The sequence below is a fragment of the Bacillus sp. TH50 genome (assembly GCF_016650565.1).
In the GTDB taxonomy this organism is placed as follows: Bacteria; Bacillota; Bacilli; order Bacillales; family Bacillaceae_G; genus Bacillus_A; species Bacillus_A mycoides.
In genome coordinates this window covers 537,617-559,204 of the sequence record NZ_JAEKFM010000003.1, presented here as the reverse complement: position 1 = coordinate 559,204, position 21,588 = coordinate 537,617, and the positions used below count along the sequence as shown (strand labels likewise).

At 34.4% G+C, this 21,588-nt stretch carries 24 protein-coding genes and 1 riboswitch; of the genes, 16 read left to right on the top strand and 8 right to left on the bottom strand.

Translation table 11 applies throughout. The features are described from left to right. Position 1: 1 nt before the first annotated feature. From JFU23_RS02980 to JFU23_RS02970, 3 genes are all read right to left on the bottom strand, one after another. Positions 2–772: a DNA alkylation repair protein gene (locus JFU23_RS02980; protein WP_201031323.1), complete on the bottom strand. Its 771-nt coding sequence runs from the start codon at positions 770–772 to the stop codon at positions 2–4. A 33-nt stretch (positions 773–805) separates the two neighbouring features. Further along, entirely contained in the window at positions 806–1,111 is a 306-nt protein-coding gene (locus JFU23_RS02975; RefSeq protein WP_002127979.1) for an iron-sulfur cluster biosynthesis family protein, read from the bottom strand. A 114-nt stretch (positions 1,112–1,225) separates the two neighbouring features. After that, positions 1,226–2,692: an amino acid permease gene (locus JFU23_RS02970; RefSeq protein WP_002013597.1), complete on the bottom strand. Its 1,467-nt coding sequence runs from the start codon at positions 2,690–2,692 to the stop codon at positions 1,226–1,228. A gap of 112 nt (positions 2,693–2,804) precedes the next feature. Continuing rightward, a riboswitch (Lysine riboswitch) is annotated at positions 2,805–2,997 on the bottom strand. 384 nt (positions 2,998–3,381) lie between these two features. Between JFU23_RS02970 and JFU23_RS02965 the strand changes: the two genes are divergently transcribed. Continuing rightward, entirely contained in the window at positions 3,382–3,831 is a 450-nt protein-coding gene (locus JFU23_RS02965) for a GNAT family N-acetyltransferase (protein WP_201031322.1), read from the top strand. A gap of 40 nt (positions 3,832–3,871) precedes the next feature. On the opposite strand, the gene JFU23_RS02960 is transcribed toward JFU23_RS02965, so the two are convergent. Further along, the gene (locus tag JFU23_RS02960) at positions 3,872–4,774 is read right to left on the bottom strand and encodes a sulfite exporter TauE/SafE family protein (RefSeq protein ID WP_201031321.1); all 903 of its coding nucleotides are present in this window, start codon (positions 4,772–4,774) and stop codon (positions 3,872–3,874) included. Between the two features lie 207 nt (positions 4,775–4,981). Here JFU23_RS02960 and JFU23_RS02955 point away from each other — a divergent pair, with 207 nt between their 5' ends. From JFU23_RS02955 to JFU23_RS02930, 6 genes are all read left to right on the top strand, one after another. Beyond that, positions 4,982–5,779: a VOC family protein gene (locus JFU23_RS02955; protein ID WP_201031320.1), complete on the top strand. Its 798-nt coding sequence runs from the start codon at positions 4,982–4,984 to the stop codon at positions 5,777–5,779. A gap of 14 nt (positions 5,780–5,793) precedes the next feature. Continuing rightward, positions 5,794–6,717 (top strand): aminoglycoside phosphotransferase family protein, encoded by a 924-nt coding sequence (locus tag JFU23_RS02950; protein WP_201031319.1) that lies wholly within the window; start codon positions 5,794–5,796, stop codon positions 6,715–6,717. A gap of 13 nt (positions 6,718–6,730) precedes the next feature. Next, positions 6,731–7,474, top strand: coding sequence for a metallophosphoesterase family protein (locus JFU23_RS02945; RefSeq protein ID WP_085311792.1), 744 nt, complete (start codon positions 6,731–6,733; stop codon positions 7,472–7,474). A gap of 143 nt (positions 7,475–7,617) precedes the next feature. Beyond that, entirely contained in the window at positions 7,618–8,280 is a 663-nt protein-coding gene (locus JFU23_RS02940) for an AAA family ATPase (protein WP_201031318.1), read from the top strand. A 106-nt stretch (positions 8,281–8,386) separates the two neighbouring features. After that, the gene (locus tag JFU23_RS02935) at positions 8,387–8,872 is read left to right on the top strand and encodes a GrpB family protein (protein ID WP_307838474.1); all 486 of its coding nucleotides are present in this window, start codon (positions 8,387–8,389) and stop codon (positions 8,870–8,872) included. 275 nt (positions 8,873–9,147) lie between these two features. Continuing rightward, positions 9,148–9,972 (top strand): DUF2785 domain-containing protein, encoded by an 825-nt coding sequence (locus tag JFU23_RS02930; RefSeq protein ID WP_201031317.1) that lies wholly within the window; start codon positions 9,148–9,150, stop codon positions 9,970–9,972. A 176-nt stretch (positions 9,973–10,148) separates the two neighbouring features. On the opposite strand, the gene JFU23_RS02925 is transcribed toward JFU23_RS02930, so the two are convergent. Beyond that, complete coding sequence (locus JFU23_RS02925; RefSeq protein WP_201031316.1) at positions 10,149–11,024, bottom strand: hypothetical protein; 876 nt, start codon at positions 11,022–11,024, stop codon at positions 10,149–10,151. Between the two features lie 250 nt (positions 11,025–11,274). On the opposite strand from JFU23_RS02925, the gene JFU23_RS02920 reads away from it, so the two are divergent. Further along, positions 11,275–11,595, top strand: a complete 321-nt coding sequence (locus JFU23_RS02920) for a DUF3892 domain-containing protein (protein WP_201031315.1) — start codon at positions 11,275–11,277, stop codon at positions 11,593–11,595. Between the two features lie 86 nt (positions 11,596–11,681). Here JFU23_RS02920 and JFU23_RS02915 read toward each other — a convergent pair whose 3' ends face one another. Then, positions 11,682–12,122 (bottom strand): YaiI/YqxD family protein, encoded by a 441-nt coding sequence (locus JFU23_RS02915; protein ID WP_016101131.1) that lies wholly within the window; start codon positions 12,120–12,122, stop codon positions 11,682–11,684. A gap of 80 nt (positions 12,123–12,202) precedes the next feature. Further along, a complete protein-coding gene (gene pdxR / locus JFU23_RS02910; protein WP_201031314.1) occupies positions 12,203–13,645 on the bottom strand; it encodes a MocR-like pyridoxine biosynthesis transcription factor PdxR in 1,443 nt (480 codons plus the stop codon). Positions 13,646–13,769: 124 nt separating this feature from the next. Between pdxR and JFU23_RS02905 the strand changes: the two genes are divergently transcribed. After that, a complete protein-coding gene (locus tag JFU23_RS02905) occupies positions 13,770–14,681 on the top strand; it encodes a DMT family transporter (RefSeq protein WP_201031313.1) in 912 nt (303 codons plus the stop codon). A 33-nt stretch (positions 14,682–14,714) separates the two neighbouring features. Here the strand turns inward: JFU23_RS02905 and JFU23_RS02900 are convergent, their stop codons facing one another. Next, positions 14,715–15,164 (bottom strand): NUDIX hydrolase, encoded by a 450-nt coding sequence (locus JFU23_RS02900; protein ID WP_201031312.1) that lies wholly within the window; start codon positions 15,162–15,164, stop codon positions 14,715–14,717. 96 nt (positions 15,165–15,260) lie between these two features. On the opposite strand from JFU23_RS02900, the gene JFU23_RS02895 reads away from it, so the two are divergent. The 7 genes from JFU23_RS02895 to JFU23_RS02865 all read left to right on the top strand — a co-directional run bounded on the left by JFU23_RS02895 (position 15,261) and on the right by JFU23_RS02865 (position 21,446). Next, the gene (locus JFU23_RS02895; protein WP_201031311.1) at positions 15,261–15,662 is read left to right on the top strand and encodes a DUF3980 domain-containing protein; all 402 of its coding nucleotides are present in this window, start codon (positions 15,261–15,263) and stop codon (positions 15,660–15,662) included. A gap of 17 nt (positions 15,663–15,679) precedes the next feature. Further along, positions 15,680–16,150, top strand: a complete 471-nt coding sequence (locus tag JFU23_RS02890; protein WP_002032934.1) for a GNAT family N-acetyltransferase — start codon at positions 15,680–15,682, stop codon at positions 16,148–16,150. A 47-nt stretch (positions 16,151–16,197) separates the two neighbouring features. After that, a complete protein-coding gene (locus JFU23_RS02885) occupies positions 16,198–17,088 on the top strand; it encodes an AraC family transcriptional regulator (RefSeq protein ID WP_201031310.1) in 891 nt (296 codons plus the stop codon). Positions 17,089–17,111: 23 nt separating this feature from the next. After that, positions 17,112–18,059, top strand: a complete 948-nt coding sequence (locus JFU23_RS02880) for a serine hydrolase domain-containing protein (protein ID WP_201031309.1) — start codon at positions 17,112–17,114, stop codon at positions 18,057–18,059. Positions 18,060–18,424: 365 nt separating this feature from the next. Then, the gene (locus JFU23_RS02875) at positions 18,425–19,510 is read left to right on the top strand and encodes an FtsX-like permease family protein (RefSeq protein ID WP_201031308.1); all 1,086 of its coding nucleotides are present in this window, start codon (positions 18,425–18,427) and stop codon (positions 19,508–19,510) included. Positions 19,511–19,515: 5 nt separating this feature from the next. Further along, positions 19,516–20,781: an ABC transporter permease gene (locus JFU23_RS02870; RefSeq protein WP_201031307.1), complete on the top strand. Its 1,266-nt coding sequence runs from the start codon at positions 19,516–19,518 to the stop codon at positions 20,779–20,781. Further along, positions 20,781–21,446 carry an ABC transporter ATP-binding protein gene (locus JFU23_RS02865; RefSeq protein WP_201031306.1) on the top strand — a complete coding sequence of 222 codons (666 nt, stop codon included), beginning with the start codon at positions 20,781–20,783 and terminating at the stop codon, positions 21,444–21,446. Before JFU23_RS02870 ends, JFU23_RS02865 begins: the two co-directional genes overlap by 1 nt. Positions 21,447–21,588 lie beyond the last annotated feature (142 nt).

Here is a 21,588-nt window from a genome sequence, read left to right as displayed (position 1 = left end):
CTTAAAAACAAAAATCTTTTGGTAAAGTGCCATTTTTTATCATCGTTCTTAATCCATGTTTCATAATCCAAGGATTAACAGGATGGTTTTTATCGAGTAATTGTTGCAACCATTGAAAAACGAGTTCGTTATCTTCCTTCGTAATATCATTAATGTGATTGGCTACAGATTTTTGAACATACTTAGAAGGGTCATTCATTAATGGCTCAAGAAGTTTTAAATTATTTCTGAAGTCACCTTTCAAAGCTCCTATTTTTTTTGCCCAAGGAAGTCTTGGTCTAGTACCTTCTGAAACTAATCTCCTGATGTGGCTGTTTTCATCACGTAACCATTGCTGCAATATGTCTAAGGTTTCTTCAAGGTATTTTTCAAGATAAGGACGAATGGCATATTCAGCAGTATTTCTTTTTGTTATTTCATACATTGCATTGAATGAGGATTCAAAATCGTTAAGTCCATATTTTTCAACGTATTTTGCGATAGGCATATACATATAACCCTTTGTAAATGTGCCGACTTCTGTTGTATTTTCTGGTCCTAATGTTTTCAGTAATATATGTATTGCTTCATTAAAATCTTTTTGTAATGCATTGTGTAATTCATCTGCTATTACTTCTATACGTTGCTTTAACTCTAAATTTTCAACTTTATATGTTACGGTAGATACAAAGTTTCTTTTAGAGAAATTAGGATCGTGTTTACAAATAGAATCAGCCATTTTTTCTGCTAATTCTTTGTTAAATAAAAATTTTAACGGAACATATTTGCCCATTTTTTCACCCCATTGGTCGGATAAAAACAATGTTTATTTTTTAATCGACAATCCATACACCAAAGTCTCACTAGGAGTCGTAATACTAAAACCTGTCGTCTTATAATCAAGTTTCACCGTATCACCAGTGTAATCTGTCGTGAATGAATCCATTTGTACGATAAGCTCCGCATCTTCATATACAACATCATCCGCATTATATGTATCCCAAATTAAATCGACATCAACGAAAATACTGCAAGAGTTTGTCATAGTTCCTCTAATGCGAATGATCTTTTTGTCTTCACGTACTAGTCTATGTATAGCTGCTTTTGCTTCATCAGTAATACGAATGTTCATGTAATCCCAACCTTTATTTATATTTCCTCTATTATTGCAAAAACAGGAGAAATAGGGAAGGGAGAAGCATTGCATTAAAAAAACGAGCAAACAATTTTGTTTGCTCGTTTTACTTTATTTCAGTTCACATTTATCAAGTGGAATGACTTTCGTTTTCTTAGTAAATTTATAACCTAACCATAGTACTAAGAAGAGTGGTAAACCGATGTAAGAAACGAGTACACCGTTCCAGTCGATAGATGCTCCTGTAAATGCTCCGTAGTTTTGACCTAAAATAACAATAACACAAAGTGTAAATGCAAAGATTGGACCGAACGGGAACCATTTCGCTTGATATGGTAAATCTTTCAAATCTTTCCCTTGTGCAATATAAGCTTTACGGAAACGGTAATGACTAATAGCAATCCCTACCCAAGCAATAAATCCTGACATCCCTGAAGCATTTAATAACCAAATGTATACAACACCGTCACCGAATAAAGAAGCGATGAAAGCGACGCTACCAACTACTGATGTTGCGATTAATGCGTTAACAGGTACACCGCGGCTATCTAATTTCCCTAAGAACTTTGGTGCTTTTCCTTGGCGAGCTAAATCCCAAAGCATACGAGTTGATGCATACATTCCAGAGTTACCAGCAGAAAGTACTGCAGTTAAAATAACAGCGTTCATAACAGAAGCAGCGAAGGCAACGCCCGCTTTTTCAAATACAAGTGTAAATGGACTTACTGTAACATCACTTGCTGCAAGGCTTTCAGTCGTATAAGGAATTAATAAACCGATAACGAGAATTGCTAAAATATAGAATAATAAAATGCGCCAAAAGATAGAACGAATTGCTTTCGGAATATTGCGTTCTGGATCAGCAGTTTCACCAGCAGCTACTCCTAATAATTCAGTTCCTTGGAATGAGAAACCAGCAGCCATAAATACACCGATAATTGCCATGATGCCGCCATTAAATGGTGCATCTGCAACAGTGAAGTTTTTAAAGCCAACAGATTCGCCGCCCATAATTCCAAAAATCATCATAAAACCGACAATTAAAAAGATAATAATAGTAACTACTTTAATAAGTGCGAACCAATATTCAGATTCACCAAAACCTTTAACAGATAAATAGTTTAAGAGAAAAATAATAGCTAAACAAAGTCCACTCCAAATAAGAGAAGGGGTATCTGGGAACCAAAATTTCATAATTAATGTTACGGCCGCTAGTTCAGCTGCAATCGTAATCGCCCAGTTATACCAATAGTTCCATCCAAGTGCAAAACCAAGTGATGGATCAACAAATTTTGTTGCATAAGTACTAAAAGATCCAGTAACAGGCATGTAAGCCGCGAGTTCTGCTAAGCTTGTCATTAAAAAATAAACCATAATTCCAATTGCGGCATATGCGACTAATGCACCGCCAGGACCAGCTGAATGGATAACACCACCACTGGCAAGAAATAATCCGGTACCGATTGTACCACCGAGAGAAATCATCGTAAGGTGACGAGATTTTAATCCGCGTTTTAATTCACCTTGTCCTTGTGTAGTTTGCGTTTTAGAGGTAGATTGATTTGTTGCGCTATTCATGTTCAACACTCCTTTTCTTGTAGGTTAGGAAGGAGCGGGGGAGAAAAATACAAAAAACCGCCAAAGGAATTAGGCGGAACGTTTCACAAATAACCACCCCATCATACCCTTCCGTTAAGATAGCACACCACGTTTACACGGTAATTTTGTAAACGTGACAGTTCTGTTCCTTTCGGAGACAGCCCCAGCTCATATTTCCAGAGAAGAAATATAAACTTCGGCAACTTTTCCTTTCAAACGGAGTCAGTGACATTCGCTGTGTCTCGTCCATTTTACTTTTAAAAATCGCAACCTCTACCTCATCGGATTGATGAGGATTTATATATTGCTAAGATATTTAATATATGGCAATTGTAATGACTTTCTGAATATATTGCAAGGAATTTTGTTAGGAAAAGTCAAAAAATATCGGTTATTGTATAGGAAACGCTTGCAAAACTCCACCCGAACCTACTATTATGTAGCAATAAGCAAAGAAAAAATTGTTATACAAATGTTTCGCAAAAAATATTGAAAAACCCTTTAAAATTAAAAGAAAATTCAGAAAATATAATTCGACATAACTATCAGAAGGGGATTATTCCTTAAATTCGTTTCAAAGAATAAGTATAAATTCGATAAATAGAATGAATATTCTTTTTATTTCTGATAAAATTGAGGTATTGTTTAATTGAAAAGGGGATATCATTATGAAATTAGAAACGGAAAGATTATATATAGTACCGTGTACAGAAGAATGGATTCAAATTGCGGATAATCAAGGATACAATAGTGGTCCGCATATTGTAGGACATATAGAAAATATGAAACGAGATGCGGCTTCATTACCGTGGGGACCGTGGTATGTTATTCGGAAAGAGGATGATGTGGTTCTAGGTGATATAGGATTTAAAGGGAAACCGAATGAGCAACATACGGTAGAAATTGGTTACGGATTTACCCGGAAATATTGGAATAAAGGGTATGCAACAGAAGCAGTTAGTGAATTAATGAAATGGGCTTTTCAAACAGGGGAAGTGGAAACGATTATAGCGGAGACAATCCTTGATAATTATAGCTCTATTCGTGTCTTAGAGAAATTACATATGAAAAGAGTAAATAGTACTGAAACGATGGTCAATTGGAAAATAGAAAAATAAAAAATACCGCTCGAAGTAAATCGGGCGGTATTATTATTAATTATGGTAGCATTTGTTTTTGATCTTTCGGATAGCCGGCTGTCGATACGTTAGAACGATTGGAATGATTACGAACAGCAATAAAAATAGATATAATAACGACAAGACCAACTGCAACGTAAGAAAGTGTAATAATAGTTGGATCAACTTTAAATGATGTAAGTAATGTACGAATATTCGTAAAGATAATAAGTCCGCCAACGAGTACGCCAAGTAAATGAGAAGGAACGATGCGTACTAACCATGCGGCGATTGGTGCGGCAACAATACCACCAAGCATGAGGGCAAATACCCAAACCCAGCTTATTTGTTCCCAGCCAAGTGAGATGAAAAAGCCGATTGTTGCAGCGAGTGAAACAGGAAATTCGCTCGTATCTACAGATCCAATAACTTTTCTAGCATCATTTCCTTTTGCAAGTAGAACGGGTGTCGTAATAGGTCCCCAGCCACCACCGCCAGTTGAATCAACGAATCCTGCGAACAGACCGAGTGGTACAAGTTGTTTAGCAGACATACGCTTATTTGAAGAAACAATTTGTTTTTGAATGATGAATCGTAATAAAATATAAACCCCTAAAGTAAATAAAAATATGGAAATGTACGGTTTAATTACATCACCAGGTAAATTGCTTAAAAAACATGCCCCAATAAATGCGCCAATTGCTCCTGGTAATGTAAGTCTGGAAACTGTATATTTATCAACGTTTCCAAATTTGATATGAGATGCACCAGAAGCGGCGGTTGTAACGACTTCAGCTAAATGAACTGATGCGGAAGCTACAGCTGGTGCGATACCAAACATTAATAATAGTGAGGTAGACGTTACCCCGTACGCCATACCAAGTGCGCCATCAATCAATTGAGCGAAAAATCCAATAATAGCAAAGACAATTAATTTCTGCATAAATAATCCCCCTGTAATAATAAATGAAAAAGACACTTTTCCCGTATGAGAAAAGTGCCTTTGGTTTTTCCAATCAGCAATAATTAAATTTGTTTTATTATAATACACATTAATCGTATAAATCAACTGGGTTTTAAAGTTTTTTGAATTGAACGAAAGAAAAATAAAATATACAATAAAAGGATGGAGAGAAAGGGGAGAAAGACTATGTTAGCATTTGATCATCTCGTTCACGCAGTGCATTGTACACCGGAGGAAGCAGCAAAACAAATGCAGGAACATGGATTTCATACTGCATTAGGCGGTGAGCATACGACTTGGGGTACTTGGAATAGTTTATGTTATTTTGATTTATCATATATAGAATTTTTAGCAGTTCAGCATGAAGAAAAAGCGAAAGAAGCAGAAAATCCATTAGTACAAGAAACAGTGGTGAAATTAAAAAATGGAGAAGGGATGCTACAAATCGCAATTCGAACAGATGCAATTGAAGAACTAGCAGTTAAATTTAGTAAGCACGGCTTACATACGATAGGACCATTTGAAGGGAAACGGATGAGAAAAGATGGCCGGCTTTTAGAATGGAAAATGTTATTTGTAAAGCAAGAAGAGAATGGACCGAAATTACCATTCTTTATACAGTGGAATGAAACGGATGAAGAAAGAAGAAACGATTTACGTAAAATAGGGACGATCACTGAACATAAAAATAAAGTACAAGAAGTTGAAACGATTCATTATACGGTGAAGAATGTTCGAGAAACAGTGCGGAAATGGAAAGAAGTAATGGAGCTAACTGCAAATTCAATCATACAAAATGAAGAATGGAATGCTGAGTGTCAAAGTGTATCGTTTGGTGATGTTCATGTGCAGTTTTGTGAACCAGTTGGAGAAGGGCTAGTACTAGAACGTTTGAAGCATCATGGCGAATATCCATTTGCAGTGGAGTTTAAAGGGGAAAATAACCGAGAGTATGAAGTGTTAGGTAGTTTGTTCGTATATTGATAGAGGTGAGTTTTGTGGAAGAAATGTTAAGAGAGATAGAAAGAAAACTAGAGTGGTCACGTATTGTAAAATGTACAGCAATTACAAAAGGTTTTTCACATGAAGAGAAGTATAAAATTGACCTAGAGAATCGAGAAACTTATTTTGTAAAAGTGTGTGATTCTGCTAATTATGAACGAAAACAAGAAGAATATATGTATATGAAACAATTGGAGTTATTACATATTCCAACGCCGAAGTTAATTCATTTCATAAAACTTGAGGAATTAAATAAATGTGTTCAAGTATTTGAATGGACCCAAGGTGTAAATGGTGAAGAGAGCTTAAGCAAGCTATCGGTGGCAGAACAGTATAATGCAGGAAGAAAAGCAGGAGAAATATTAAAGAGAATTCACTCGATAGAAAGAGAAAGTGCAAGTAATAAATGGGAAATATCTAGGTGGAATAAGTATGAAAGGTACATAGAGGCATTAGCAGATTATGAGGTGAATTTTCTGGATTTGAAGCCAGTATTCACCTTTGTAGAAAATCATAAAGACTTATTGAAAAATCGGCCTATCACATTTTTACACGATGATTACCACCCAGCAAATAGTATGATTGACAATAAAGAGTTTATCGTTATTGATTTTGGCGATCCAATACACGATTTTTATAATGTGGCGATTTTTACTACAAGAATAAGCAAACCATTTGCGGTTGGACAAGTTCACGGTTATTGCGGAGGCGATCCGTCAATCCGCTTTTGGAAACTGTATTCATTATATGCAGCGATGACATTCCCAGCGGATATCGTATGGACAAACCGAACTACACCACATTTAGTAGAGGATATGAAAGAAAGATTGAACCGAATTATAGAAGATCATAATCATTTTTCATCTTATATTCCAAAATGGTATCAATCACAACATGAGGATATAATAAACAATAAATAACGGAGGGATTCATTTGGATAAAATTGCGGTAATTTCAGATATACATGGTAATATTCCGGCATTAGAATCAGTACTGAAAGATATTAAATTAAGAGGAATTGAACGTATTATTTGTCTTGGAGATTTAGTAGGAAAAGGTCCGCATTCTAGCGAAGTAATTGAAATCGTTCGTAAAGAATGTGAAGGAACCGTAATGGGAAACTGGGATGATTTCATTACAAAACCGACTGAATTTGAAGCGTTAAAATGGCATCAAAAACAATTGTCAGAAGAACAAAATGAGTATTTAAGAAGCTTACCATTTTCAATCGAGTTTTGTATGAGTGGGAAACTGATTCGTATGTTCCACGCTTCACCAAGAAGTTTATATGAAAGAATTCAACCACATGCAACAAGAGAAGAGCGTATTAGTATGTTCGAAAATAGTGAGCTCACAGAGAATATAGAAGGGGAAAGAAAACCAGATGTCGTTTGTTACGGTGACGTTCATCAGGCGTATGTGCAAAATTTTAGAGGGAAAACGTTATGTAATGCTGGTAGTGTAGGTAATCCACTTGAAATTACACAAGCTTCCTATTTAATTTTTGAAGGAACATACAATGAAAAAGAAGCAGCAAGCTTTTCGATTCAACTCGTACGTGTACCATATGATATTGAACTAGCCATCAGACTAGCAGAAGAACTCGATATGCCAGAAATTGAAGAATACAAACAAGAATTACGGACTGCTTTATATCGAGGTTTTAAGGGGAAATAAGGAAAATATAAATCAATAAAAATATATCTATCATAACTTAAAATATATCAACGATTTTTTTAATATATCGATTTACCAACAAATAGCGATAAAATTAATTTACTGCAATTATATTATGTAAACAATATACAGGAGGGAATGTCATGCTCCGAAAACAATACATGAAAGAAATTGCTGATCATATTTTAACGTTAAAATTAACCCATCCAATAAGAGTTGGAGTAAATGGTATAACAGCTTCAGGAAAGACAACATTTGCAAACGAACTGGCAGAGGAAATGAAAAATCGGGGAGTACAAGTAACACGCGCCAGCATTGACGATTTTCATAACCCGAGAGTGATTCGTTATGCACAAGGAAAAGAGTCTGCAAGAGGGTATTATGAAGATGCACACGATTATACCTCTTTTAAAGAAAGGCTATTAAAGCCTTTAGGACCTAACGGGAATTTACAGTATGAAACGATTTCTCATAACTTAATAACGGACATCCCTGTACATAATACGCCGCTAGTGGCCTCGCCAAATATGGTGCTAATAGTAGATGGAACATTTTTATTGAAAAAAGAAATTGAGTATCTATTTGACTATAAAATTTTCGTAGATACAGATTTTGAGATTGCGAGAAACCGTGGTGCAGAGCGCGAGACTGAGGCTTTTGGAAGTTATGAAGAAGCAGAGAAAATGTTTATAAACAGATATCATGCAGCTTGTAAGATGTATATAGATGAGCATAATCCGAAAGAATGTGCGAATGTCATATTTCAGAATAGTAATTTTGATGATCCGGTAGTTGTATTTAAATGAATTTAAAATCGTTTATATAGCAAAAAGTTCGTGAAAGGGGATGTGTTGGGTGGATAAAAAAGATAATCCGAACGATTGGCCTGTATGAGCGAATGAGTCAGTAGAGATAGTTAATGCAAATCCTGATTGGCAAGATAAAGGACGATGTGAAGAACAACAACTTTATGAACTGCTTACTCCTCTCGGTATTAGCAAAGTAATACATATAGGCAGTACATCCATACCTGGTTTACCTGCAAAACCTATCATTGATCTAATGGCTGAAACAGACTCATTTGATAGAGTGCTCGATATTTCAGCAAAATTGTCTATATATGATTGGCATTATGTAGGCCCGGAATTAGATGAAAGACCTTGGAGAAGGTTCTTTGTGAAAGTGAAGAATAATAGGCGTGTAGCTCACCTGCATTTAATGGTTAAAGGAACTGAGCGATGGGAGCAACAACTTTTATTTCGTAACCGCTTACGAGAAAATCCACAATTAGTTTATGATTATTCAAATCTGAAACAAGATTTAGCTAAAAGATATAACCAAGATAGAGAAGCATACACAAAAGCTAAAACAGAGTTTATTAAACAAGTTCTAAAATGATTTAATTTTTGATTGTAAATACGTTTGAATACAAATGAAAAAAATACTTTATTTTATAACTTAAACTTACATGAAATGCATGTAAACAAAGTGAGAAGCTTTGGTGTTCCAATGTATTTCCTTTTATTTCTCGGGAGAAATTTATATAATTGAATCAAGTTCATAGAAAGATAGGGACTAAAACTATATTAAAAGTCGACTTAATTTTATGAGGGAAATTACAGGGGATAAGGCGAAAATAAGTTAAAAAACGTAAAAAGGGGATAGGGAATATAATGACAGAAGTACTAGAACTAAAAGAAGAATTACAACAAATTCAAAATAATAATTATGCTGTGCCAGAAGACGTAGACGCATATCCATATGCACAGTGGATGCTAGATTATATCGGATCACCTGATGCTGAATTACGTGATGATTTGATATATAGTACGCTTCACACATGGATTACAAATGATGTATTTAGACAAAAAGAATTACGAGGATTAATGTTACAAGCAATTAGTCCTGACTATTTATTTTATAAAATTGGTGAAAAGGGCACAGATTCTGTTTTTAAACGTGCGTTCTCTGTTTTAATTCCACCACTTATTTTATCTGTTCATGAAAGAGAACCATTGTTATCTGAAGAACAACTGTACAGTGTAGCAGAACAAGTTCTGGAATATGTCTATTTAGAAGAAGATGTAAGAGGTTACGTAGAAGGAAAAGGCTGGGCACATTCTACTGCACATGCGGCAGATGCACTAGATGCTTTAGCACGTACAATACAAAATCGTGAGTTTTCATATGCAATACTAGCTGCTGTTCGTCAGAAGGTTCGATTGAATGACTACGTATACATACACTTTGAGGATGAGAGATTAGTAACGCCAATTATGTCGTTACGGAACCAAAATCTTTTAACTGAAGAAGAATGGAGCAATTGGCTACATAGTATAGCAATTGTTGAAGATATCCCACATCCTCAACATGATATTTTAGTACAAAATATTAGATCTTTCTTAAGAAGTTTATATTTCAGAGTTTTAGAGACAGAGGGTATTACAGCCTTTACAGATGATATATTGGAGACTTTGGAGAAATTGCGTAGATATTAAAAAAGCAGAATATCTAGTCTATCACTAGATTCCATTATAAATGAGCATGTAAGCAAAGAATAAGATTAAAAAACCGATTATACCTGTAGGTTCCCTACAAAAATAATCGGTTTTTTTTAGTTGAATTGAAATTTTAGACTTAAATATACACGAGCTTATATGTAATAACGAATGTATTAAATATGTAGTTGTGGATTTTCCTCATATAAACTATTAACATACTGTTTTAAATTCTTGATGAATAATAGAATCTCTTGACTAGGCATTCTAGCATGTTGAAGATGAAATATGTTTCCTTTTCCTATTTCTAATTCATTTGAAGTCAAAGTAATAGGGATATTCCTAAAGACATGCCATGGAAAATACAAGTGTACAAAAGTTTCTCTAAAATATATACCTGATTGACAAATTAATACTCCATCGGATCCTTTACTCAAATTACCAAGGACAGATGTATCTAAAAAAGCAATGATTTCTTCTTCTTTTGAAACAATGTATCGTGCCCCAATTTCTTTTAATTTTTTGTGTGAAATATGAGTGTCTACAAATAACCCATTATCAGGTTCTAATAATTCATTGTACGTCTCAAACAAAGAACAGGTTGATTTTATCTCATCAACTTTTATAACTGGATGTATATCATTTTGCTTTGAATTTTGGAATGAATTTGTAAGAGTTATAAGTAATTCTTTAAATAACAGTGGAGGATAATCACTTCCGTTAATATTAAAGCTTTTTTGTGCATTAAAAGATAAAAAGCTATCTTTATCAATTTCAATTTGTTGCACTTTATTTAATTGATCCCATTTTATATGTCCTTTACCTAACAGCCAATTTTTCCAGTATAGACCTGAACTTGTAAAGTAAACACCATATTTTCCTGATCCAAACAAATTACAACTTAAAAAAGCGATAATTTGGTCATCTGTTGGTATAGAAAAACGTGTATTTGTAATTGATAAGAAATCTTTAGGTATTCTAGTAACATAAAATCTAGACTGCTGATAGTCTAAACAAATATCAGTTAAACGATTAATATCTATATTCAACATAATCATTCTCCATTTCATATTTCTTTTCGATATAAATAAATTATAATATTACTAGGAAAATATTAACACTTTAATTAAGCTTAAATTGAGAGATACTTTATAGGATTCTAAAATGAATTTGTATTAGATTGAAAAAATTATGATCCGGGTTATCTTTTTGAGGGAGTGTATTTTTGTGAACTTGATGGAAGAAGTACATAAAACCAATACCTTCCAAACATACTAATAAAATATTTTGGAGGTGAGTTTTATGGATAAAAAAGACTTTCAAAAAGTTTATAATGAATACTTACATCAAGGAGAAGAGCAAGCTCAATTGGAAGTAGTCCAGGACCAGGAAGTCGATTCGGGAGCAGAACAAATAGTTGCCGTTCGTAAAAATGATGAAGGTGATTTAATTGCTTTTAAAACGAGTAGCGGAAGAGAGTTAGATTATATTACTGCTCTTGATGAAGCAAAATCAGGGAAGTTAGCTCATGTGGACGTATTTCATAAGTATGGTAGAGATATTATACGTAGTGAACCTGATGGAATAAAGGAAAATAACTTAGATAATTTACCTTCATTTTAAACAGGTAAACCTCAAGAAGAGAATGTTCATTTGGATATTCTCTTCTTTGTTTTGCGAAGTTTTCCTTGCAAATAGACGGTTCATTTTTAAAGTGCGATTATACTTTTAAAGAGCACTCTAAACTTCTCTTTATCTTCTGCTGTAAATGGTTTCGGTCCCTTTGTACGCTTACCGCTTTTTCGAACCATTGCACTTAAATACCGTGTTTGTAACAATTGTTCAATGTTTTCATTCGTATACTTATAGCCTTTATGGTGTAGAACGATACAGCCTTTTGCTAAAGCAAGCGAAGCAAGACCATAATCTTGCGTTACGATTAAATCTTCTTTTTTTGCTAACTGCATAATCCGGTAATCCGCAGCATCCGCTCCGGAATCAACATAAATTGTTTCTACTCCTGATGGCTGTTCCGCATTAGAATAATGAGAAAAGCTAGTAACGAGGGTAACAGGAATTTCAGCATTCGTAGCTTCATAAATAATCACATCTTTTACAGGACAAGCATCTGCATCAACGTAAATTTTCATTTTATCACTCCTAAAACTAGGTTCGAGTTGATGATAATGGTAGATTTTTCTTTTGTCAAACGAGAAAGCTTTATTTAAAGTTATTTTTCACAAACTAAAATAGCCTCACGCAAACGAGAAATACCTTCCTCAATTTGATTAATATTCACTTTTCCATAAGATAAACGAATATAACCATCTTTCGCGCCGAAAATACTACCTGGCATAAAAGCAATTTCTTGTTTTAAACTTTGCATAATGAGTTGTTTTTCGTTTATCGGTTCGTTTAATTTTCCCCATATGTATATACCACCGGTTGGGCTTGAGAAAGAGATTTTATCGTGAAGTTGCTCGTTTAGGGCACGAACGATAATGTCTCTTTTTTCTGCTAGTTGTTTTCGTAACGGTACGATATGCGACTGAAATGGTACAGTTTCGAAAAATTGTTGTATAAGCCACTGCGGGAATATACTCATTCCTAATTCCATTTGGTGACGCGCATCTGATAATCGCTCTACGACAGACTGCGGAGCGACAAGCCAGCCAACTCGTAACCCTGGCGCAATCATTTTTGATAAGGAATGAACATAAATGACTGTTCCGTTTTCATCAATCGATTTTAAAGTAGGGCAAGGTTGTTTATTTTCTAACGTAAGTAAACTGGACGGGTCATCTTCAACGATCGCGATTCGTAAGTCCGCACAAAGTGATAAAAGTTTTTTTCTACGGTTTGGATGTAGCATTGTTCCCGTAGGATTTTGGAAATTTGGATTTAAAAAAATCATTTTAATACGATGCTTTCTATACAACTCTTGCACATCATCTGGATTAATACCATGTTCATCGACAGGTAATGGGAAAATACGAATACCTGCTGATTGGAATAGTGGTAATGAGTAACAGTGTGAAGGACTTTCGAAAGCGACTGCATCTCCTGGGTTTAATAAACATTGAACGATAAGGTGGAGTGCTTGTTGGGCACCGGATGTAATCATAATCGATTGTTCGGTCGCTTCAACTTTTAAATATTCCTTCATATATTTTACGACCGCTTGTCTTAGCGGGAGATACCCCTGGGGATGATCGTAACTTAATGACTGCGTTAACGGTTGTTCTCGCAAAATTGTTTGTAGTTGATCGTGAGGATAGAGATTACAACCGAGCTCTCCGTTTGCGAAATCTATAATGTTCTCATTTTGTTGTACTTCTGCCCGAATATGGCGAAGTAACGGTAAGTTTGGTAAGAAAGTCCCGCCTTCTACGAAACCTCTCCAGTTCGGCGTTAATGTTGGAGAAACACCCCACATATGTGTACTCACACGTGTACCTTTACCAGTCGTACTTTCTACAATTCCCATAGCACGTAGTTCATTATAAGCAGTTGTTACCGTACTTCGGTTTACATTTAACTGCGTAGCTAATTTCCGTTCTGAAGGGAGGAAGCTACCTGGGGGAAGTTCTCCGTATGTAATACGTTTTTCAATAAAGTCAACAACTTGCTGATAAATTGGGATTTTACTGTCGTTATCTAGCTTCCATTCCATACAAACGCCTCCGCAAATCTTATATACATTAAGTATAACAAATTGGCTGGGTAAAAAAACAGCCAATTGGACGGTGTTATATCCAGCCAATTTTACTATGCTAAATAGGGAAGGGGAGATTCGGATGAAACGATGGCAAATGGAGTGGCTCCTAGTATCAGTTGCATTAGTATGGGGAGCAAATTATACAATTGGAAAGTATGGCGTGGCATATATGTCATCCATTCAATTTAATAGTTTACGATTTTTAGTAGCATCACCGGTATTATTACTTATTACATTTATTATGGAACGCTCATTACGTATTGAAAGAAAAGATTGGTTACGATTAGTAGCAGTCGGTATCGTTGGTACGGCAATGTATCAAACGATGTTTATGCTATCTGTAAAATATACTTCAGCAACGAACGCCTCATTATTAATTGCGATGTCACCTATATTTACAGGGATATTAGCAGTATTGCACAAACAAGAACGTTTTTCGATGAAAGTACAAATTGGTTCAATAGTAGCATTTATTGGTGCAGCATTCGTTTTATTAACAGGTCATACGGGAGGAGCTACATACGAGTATGCGTGGCTCGGAAATCTAATTGGATTAGTCGCAGCAATTGCGTGGGGATGGTATCCCATTTTAGCGCAACCACTTATCACAAAATACTCCGCAATGAGAGTCACATCATGGTCTACTTTAATTGGAATTGTACCTCTCGTTATATACTGTTTATTCAACGTAAATACATTAACGTGGCCAGTAGATACGCCAAGCTGGGGATCACTAGCATATTCAATCGTCTTTGCGACAATCTTCGGACTTGCAATGTGGTATGTCGGTATTAGTAAAATCGGCTCAACGAAAGTAATGGTTTATATGTATCTCGTACCATTGTTCGCAGTTATCTTTGCGGCTGTAACTATTGGAGAGCAAATAAACATGATGCAACTAGTTGGCGGTCTTATTATCTTTATCGGTTTATATGTTGTAAAAAAAGGCGGAATCAAAAAGCCAGCTCTCAATTTGAAAAAAGTAAGTTAGTAGTAAAAATGATCTCTTTCATATAGAAGGAGATCATTTTTTATTTCGTAATAAAAGTGCTTGTTCAACAGCCAATTTTTGATGATCATGAAGTAAATGTTCTATAGCAAGCGATGGAGGCATCCATTGTAAAATATTGTCTTCTTCATGAACTTCAACTTCATGTATCTTTTGTACAATGTAAAAGAACCCATCATTTAAATAATATGTATCTTCTTTTTCGGCATAAAAATATCGTGCTGCATTACCGATATAACGATCAATTTCAATCGCCCAACCTAATTCCTCTAGTAATTCACGATGCAAACATGCTTCTTTCGTTTCCGTACCTTCCATACCGCCACCGGGTAAAAAATAACGTTCTCCATTTTGAATGATAGCTATGTTTGAAGTAGTTGGATCAAAAATAACCGCATAACAGCTTGGCCGTAATACATACTGAACAGTAGGTTTTTTATAACCAAATGTGAGTTTCGAAATCATAAAACACGACCTTTCTCTATAAAATACATAAAAGGAATATTAAGACAAATATAGAATTATATAAGTATAATCTTATAGGAGTGGAGTGATAACAACATGATAAATCGAAAATGTTCAAGGTGTAAAGAAATAACGGGTACAATACATGGGGGTAAAAAAATAAAGGAAGAATTTTTGTGTGAAGATTGTCTACAAAAAGGAATTGCGAGCGGGGAAATCGAATTATCACAAGTGGAGCAAGAACAAACTTCGTATCTTTCTATAAAAATATTAAAAATAATGAGTGTTATTTATTTAATGGTATCTATTATAACTGCTTTTTCTGCTGGAGCACTTATACAGGATCCAGGGCTTGGTGGAATATCATTTTCAATAACAGGTGCAGTTGGTTTTATGATAATTGGATCGATATTCCAGTCTGTTCTTGTATTTTCAGGTATTTGGGTATTCATTCTGTTAGTCGAAACGGTTATTAAAATATATGAAAAAATGAAGTGAGTGAGAGGGAGAAATACATGCGAGTAAGAAACATTCAAGGGGAAGATTATGTAAAGATTCATTCTGTATTAAATGATTGGTGGGGCGGAAGAGATATGGCTAGTATGTTGCCGAAGTTGTTTTTCGTCCATTTTCAAGAAACGAGTTTTATCATTGAAGAAGATGGAAAAACGTTAGGTTTCTTATGTGGATTTTTTTCGCAAACGCATAAAGATGAAGCGTACGTTCATTTTATCGGTGTAAATCCGAAGTTTAGACGAAAAGGAATCGCATCGACGTTATATTCTTATTTCTTCGATGTCGCTCGTGCAAATAACCGTAAAGTTGTAAAAGCGATAACGTCACCAGTTAATAAAAAGTCGATTGAATTTCATCAAGAAATCGGATTTCAAATTGAAGATGGGGATGATGAAATAGAAGGTGTATCCGTACATACAAATTATGATGGGAACGGCGGGAGTAGAGTTTTATTTTTAAAAAATGTGTAAAGTAGGCTGACGTAAAGTTAGCCTTTTTGTTGTGAGGAGGGATAAATATGGAGAGTTCTCAAAGTAGAAACGAGTATTTACGACGTGTTTATAAAGTGCAAGACTATATAGAATCACATATAAATGATTCACTTTCAATTGAAGATTTAGCTAATGTGGCAGGCTTCTCAAAATTTCATTTTCATAGAATTTTTAAAGGGATGATGGATGAGCCGTTATCTCGGTATGTGAATCGTTTGAAGTTAGAGAGGGCAACACACCTTCTTACTTATCGTACAGATATGACGATTACAGACATTGCGTATTACTTCGGGTTCACAGATTCAGCAGTTTTCTCCCGTACATTTAAAAGTTATTACGGAGTAAGTCCGTCTCACTATAGAAATCACAATAGCAAGAATTGCAAAGACGTTAGCGAAGATTCTCAATACAATGAGTGTAAGAAGGTTCGAGGAGAGGTCGAAATTGTAGCAGCGGACAAAGTAAACGTCGCATACATAAGACATGTAGGTACATATAAAGATTTAGCTATAGACTTTCCGAAAATGATAGAAAAACTATTTCATTACGCAGCGGAGCAAAACTATCATGCATTCGAGGATACGAAGGTATTAACCATTTACCACGATCATCATGAGTTTACAGAAGACTATCAGTTAAGAACAAGTCTATGTATAACAATTCCAGATGAGTCCGCAGTAGAAACGAGCGACATTGGAATAATGGTAATACCTTCTGGAAAGTATGCGGTAGGTCATTTTGAAATATTCCGAGATGAATATAAAGGAGCATGGAATTTCTTGTACGGTGAATGGTTGCCAAATAGCGGATATAAACCGAGAGATTCGTATCCTTTTGAAATGTATAAAAATGACCCAAGGCAGCATCCCGAACATAAACATATAGTTGATATATATGTACCTATCGAACCTTTTTAATCATAGATTAAGGGGGAAGAACGATGAAAACTGCTGAAGAGTTAGATTGCATTATAAAAGAAGAATACAAAAATATTAATGGTATGTTAGTAGTGCAGAGAGGTAATGTTGTTTTTGAAAATTATTATAATGGTTACGGTCCAGATGATGCATGTCATGTAGCATCGGTCACAAAAACGATAATCTCCGCGTTAATTGGGATATGTGTAGATAAAGGGTATATAAAGAGCGTTGATCAAAAAGTAATAGAATTTTTCCCAGAATATAATTGTAATTCATCTGAAATAACAGTACGACACCTTCTTACAATGACAGCGCCACATCCTTTCGTAGATTGGCAGGAACCGTTAGAAGAATTATGCACACAAAAGGATTGGGTGCAGTATACGTTAAATAGGGTAGGGAAAGGCGGAGAAATTGGATTTTTTAAATATTCATCTGCAGGAGCTCATTTATTATCAGCAATTATTACGAGCGCAACAGGAAAAAGTGCGCGTGAATTTGCGAATGAATACTTATTTCAGCCGCTTGGCATGAGAGAAATTCCAAACTACAATATGAAATCTTTTGAATTCGATGACTTATTCGGAAAAGATGTGAAAGGATGGGTTCACGATCCAAATGGTATTTCGACGGGCGGCTGGGGACTAACGTTAACAGTTAAAGATATGGCTAAGTTTGGACAGATGTATTTGAATGAAGGTATTCATAATGGAAAGGAAATTCTTTCAAAATCGTGGGTACAAGAATCAATAGCGATGAATTCAAATCAATACGGTTACTTATGGTGGTTACGAGAAGAGGATGGAATCTTTTCATACTGTGCAATGGGTGATGGTGGGAATATGATTTGCTGCGTGCCAGAGAAGGAACTGGTGGTGGTGATTGCTTCTGAAGTCATACCGAATGCAGGGGATAGATGGGAATTGATTGTGAAATATATTTTTCCTTACGTACAGTCCAACAATTAAATTTAAGATATAAAGGCGGTATGAGATCTCATACCGCCTTTATATATGGCATTTTACATAGAAAAGGAGATAGGAAAATAACTTAATGTCATTAAGTTAACTGAAAAATAAACGAAACGTAAAAAAATTATTAATATTTCGATTGTTTGATTTTAACCTCCATTTTTCTATGTATAATGAAGCCGCATACTAAAAATATTTTACAAAAAAGAGATGAAGTGTGTATAGGGAATTTATGAAAAGTTAATGTGTATTTCATGATGATTTTGGGAAACAGAATAATATTTTAAGTTGTGTTGATAAGTGCAGCGTTTATATGGAATTTTTCAAAAAGGATATTTATCTTTTTGACGTTTGGAGGGTATATGAATCTAATATTAAAAGAAATAGCAGCGAACAGAAAAATATTCATTATGTTATTTATTGGATTTACTTTAACAATTCTGCCCATACTTATAGCGATGTCGATCCGAGATGATTACGATGAAGATTTTTATGAGCGAAAACATGGTTATTTTAAATATTACTATTCTGTTCAGCTTACTAGTTTTGGGGAATTGGATTTCAAAGCAATACAAGAGTTAACAGAAACGACTTTTAAGAACTCAAGTGTTATTACAAATAATATGAGAATTGGAATCCCTGGCATAGGGCAAGTAACGATGATTGGACTTATAAATACGAATTGGTCTCCTCCATTAATAAAAGGTTCTCGAATGAAAGATGGGGAAGAAAATAGTGTAATTGTCGGAAAGAACATTTATAAAGAATCTGAAACAATAAAACTGTTTAGTAAAGAATATAGAGTTAAAGGCGTGAACGGAGCGAATGATGAACATGTTTATAATAACAATGTTTACATCGGTTTAAAGGATATGCCTGATGAGATAAAACGACGTATGAAAAATGAAACTACATTTGAAATGATAGTAAGGTCTAACGAAGATCCTAAACGAGAAATAGATACATTTATTCGATATTTTAAGCAAAATAGAACTGATGCAAATGCGAAAGTAATAAATGAAAAAGAGAATTATGAGAAAGAAAAAAGCTCAAGTAAAGCTATGAGAGCACAACTTACTCTTCCGTTTAGACTGCTTTTTATAGCTGTAATGAACTGTATAATTGCGAGTTATTTTTGGATTTATACGAAGAGGAAGAGTGTTTCCTTAAGAAAAGCGTTGGGAGCAAGCAATTTGAATTTATTTGTATTTATATTTAGCCAATTATTCATATGCGCAATCGCTGCAGCCGTTTGTGCTATATGTATGCAATGGATTTTAAGTACAATGAACAAAAGCATAGTAGATTTAATGGGTTTTACTATTCGTATAGATGTTTTCAAAGTTATGATGAGTGTAATAATTTCCTTGTCTATTTCGTTCATCACCGCTGTAATACCATTTTTCAAAATACTTAAAATTGAACCTGCTAAAGCGTTAAAGGAGTAAATAAGATGAGACTAAAAAGTGCTCTTATGACCCTGAAAAATAGATTGCTCATTTCCATATTTCTCTTAATACAATTCACGTTTGGATTAGCAGCAATAACTCTTTCCATTAATGGGATGTATAATTTTTACTATCTTGGGAACAGTTCCAACTCGTTGCTAGATTTAGAAAGTACATATTTTATCACTTATGATGGGATGACTACTGATAGGTTGAAGGCAGATCAATTTAATAAAGAACAAGTCGAAGAAATTTATAATAAAATGCAGCAAAATAAAGATGTGATTTCGTATGGTACATACGAACCGATGATAATCGAACTAGAATCAAGTAACCGACCACTCCAAGAAAGTATGTTAGAAGAATTGAAAAATAAAACTTTTCGCGACAAAAGCCCTACTATTCGCATAATTACAATAGATGAAGATTATTATAAATTACTGAATATACCTATAAAAACTGGAACAGGTTTTTCGTATCAAGACTTCCAAAAAAATAGTGAAGAGAAAACGAATGTTTTGGTAGGACCTTACTTTAAGAAATATTTTCAAATAGGGGATACAATCAATAATCAATATACGATTATTGGATTTTTACCGGAAAATAAATTCATTATAGATGGTAACGGAGCGAGTATATACCAGAAATTAGACAAGGCTATGTTATCACCCATGCCAATTGATAGATATGAACATTATGAAATAATGTTTTCAAGATTACATCAAAGTACAATTATGAATTTAAAAAAAGACGCAGATATAAACAAACTACAAGAAACGCTTCAACTGAAGGGAAGCGACGTTACTTTATACTTGAAAAATTTAGGAGAAGAAATAAATGAAGCCGTTACTAGTAGTATGGATACGGAAAATATCGATCTTATAGTAGGAAGTCTATTTATTTTATTTATAATAGGGGGAATTGTCGTAACGACAATTGTTTCCATCATGATGAGAAAGAGGGAATTTGGTATTAAGATGGTCCTTGGAGAAAGTAAGTTTGGGATGTTCATTCAAATTGTTTTAGAAAACATATGTATTGCGATAGTTGGTATGTTTTTATCTATAGTGTACTTTTCATGGAGATATGAGGCTCATCTACAAGTTTCGAAGGACTTTGATACGGCGTCTGTACAAGAGATAAATTTAAATATGCCTATTTTAATACTTGTATTCCTATTCTTACTACTAATTATCATAGTTTCAAATCTCATTGTCTTCTTATTTATTAGAAAGCTTGAACCAAAAACATTAATAGGTGGGATGGAATAATGAGTTTAATTGTGTTAAAAGACATTAAGAAGGTGTATAGTAACAAGAACCATAATACGTTCGCATTAAACGGTATAAACTTAACGATAAATAAGGGCGAAATTATAGCGATAATGGGTCGATCAGGATCGGGGAAAAGTACGCTATTAAATGTTATAGGGTTAATTGATTTGCCAAATGAGGGTGAATATACGTTAAATGAAAAAACATTAACTGAAATTAGAGCAAATAAAGTTCATAAAACAAGAAATGAAATGATTGGATTTGTTTTTCAATATTTTGCGTTGTTAAAAGAACATACTGTACTGGATAATGTAGCACTACCACTCACATATAGAAAGCTAAAGCAACGTGAAAGAGAAAATAAGGCGAAGTTCTACTTAGAAAAAGTAGGTTTAAAAGAACATTTGCATAAAACACCGGACGAGCTTTCAGGTGGACAACAGCAGCGAGTCGCAATTGCTAGAGCGTTAGTAGGTGAACCAGAAATAATTTTGGCTGATGAACCGACAGGGAATTTAGATAGAAAAACAGGAGAAGAAATTATGGATCTACTATTACAACTGAATGAAGAAGGACGAACGATTATTATTGTAACGCATGATATTGAGGTAGCGAATCAGTGTAATAGAATTATTGAGTTAGTTGATGGAGAGATTGTGTAAAGGTAAAGAATGAGCGGTAATAATTATTTATTATTAAAGAAACTATGCTGATTAACTCTTCAAAATGGTTTCTTTTTATTTTATAGAATTAAAATTGTAGTAAAAAGCTACATCCCACCCGTAACTTTTCAGAGCAAAAAAT

Excerpts from the sequence above, each read along its gene's own strand:
- JFU23_RS02980 (WP_201031323.1), bottom strand. The coding sequence starts at position 772 with ATGGGCAAATATGTTCCGTTAAAATTTTTATTTAACAAAGAATTAGCA.
- JFU23_RS02975 (WP_002127979.1), bottom strand. The coding sequence starts at position 1,111 with ATGAACATTCGTATTACTGATGAAGCAAAAGCAGCTATACATAGACTA.
- JFU23_RS02970 (WP_002013597.1), bottom strand. The coding sequence starts at position 2,692 with ATGAATAGCGCAACAAATCAATCTACCTCTAAAACGCAAACTACACAA.
- JFU23_RS02965 (WP_201031322.1), top strand. The coding sequence starts at position 3,382 with ATGAAATTAGAAACGGAAAGATTATATATAGTACCGTGTACAGAAGAA.
- JFU23_RS02960 (WP_201031321.1), bottom strand. The coding sequence starts at position 4,774 with ATGCAGAAATTAATTGTCTTTGCTATTATTGGATTTTTCGCTCAATTG.
- JFU23_RS02955 (WP_201031320.1), top strand. The coding sequence starts at position 4,982 with ATGTTAGCATTTGATCATCTCGTTCACGCAGTGCATTGTACACCGGAG.
- JFU23_RS02940 (WP_201031318.1), top strand. The coding sequence starts at position 7,618 with ATGCTCCGAAAACAATACATGAAAGAAATTGCTGATCATATTTTAACG.
- JFU23_RS02930 (WP_201031317.1), top strand. The coding sequence starts at position 9,148 with ATGACAGAAGTACTAGAACTAAAAGAAGAATTACAACAAATTCAAAAT.
- JFU23_RS02925 (WP_201031316.1), bottom strand. The coding sequence starts at position 11,024 with ATGTTGAATATAGATATTAATCGTTTAACTGATATTTGTTTAGACTAT.
- JFU23_RS02920 (WP_201031315.1), top strand. The coding sequence starts at position 11,275 with ATGGATAAAAAAGACTTTCAAAAAGTTTATAATGAATACTTACATCAA.
- JFU23_RS02915 (WP_016101131.1), bottom strand. The coding sequence starts at position 12,122 with ATGAAAATTTACGTTGATGCAGATGCTTGTCCTGTAAAAGATGTGATT.
- pdxR (WP_201031314.1), bottom strand. The coding sequence starts at position 13,645 with ATGGAATGGAAGCTAGATAACGACAGTAAAATCCCAATTTATCAGCAA.
- JFU23_RS02905 (WP_201031313.1), top strand. The coding sequence starts at position 13,770 with ATGAAACGATGGCAAATGGAGTGGCTCCTAGTATCAGTTGCATTAGTA.
- JFU23_RS02900 (WP_201031312.1), bottom strand. The coding sequence starts at position 15,164 with ATGATTTCGAAACTCACATTTGGTTATAAAAAACCTACTGTTCAGTAT.
- JFU23_RS02895 (WP_201031311.1), top strand. The coding sequence starts at position 15,261 with ATGATAAATCGAAAATGTTCAAGGTGTAAAGAAATAACGGGTACAATA.
- JFU23_RS02890 (WP_002032934.1), top strand. The coding sequence starts at position 15,680 with ATGCGAGTAAGAAACATTCAAGGGGAAGATTATGTAAAGATTCATTCT.
- JFU23_RS02885 (WP_201031310.1), top strand. The coding sequence starts at position 16,198 with ATGGAGAGTTCTCAAAGTAGAAACGAGTATTTACGACGTGTTTATAAA.
- JFU23_RS02880 (WP_201031309.1), top strand. The coding sequence starts at position 17,112 with ATGAAAACTGCTGAAGAGTTAGATTGCATTATAAAAGAAGAATACAAA.
- JFU23_RS02875 (WP_201031308.1), top strand. The coding sequence starts at position 18,425 with ATGAATCTAATATTAAAAGAAATAGCAGCGAACAGAAAAATATTCATT.
- JFU23_RS02870 (WP_201031307.1), top strand. The coding sequence starts at position 19,516 with ATGAGACTAAAAAGTGCTCTTATGACCCTGAAAAATAGATTGCTCATT.
- JFU23_RS02865 (WP_201031306.1), top strand. The coding sequence starts at position 20,781 with ATGAGTTTAATTGTGTTAAAAGACATTAAGAAGGTGTATAGTAACAAG.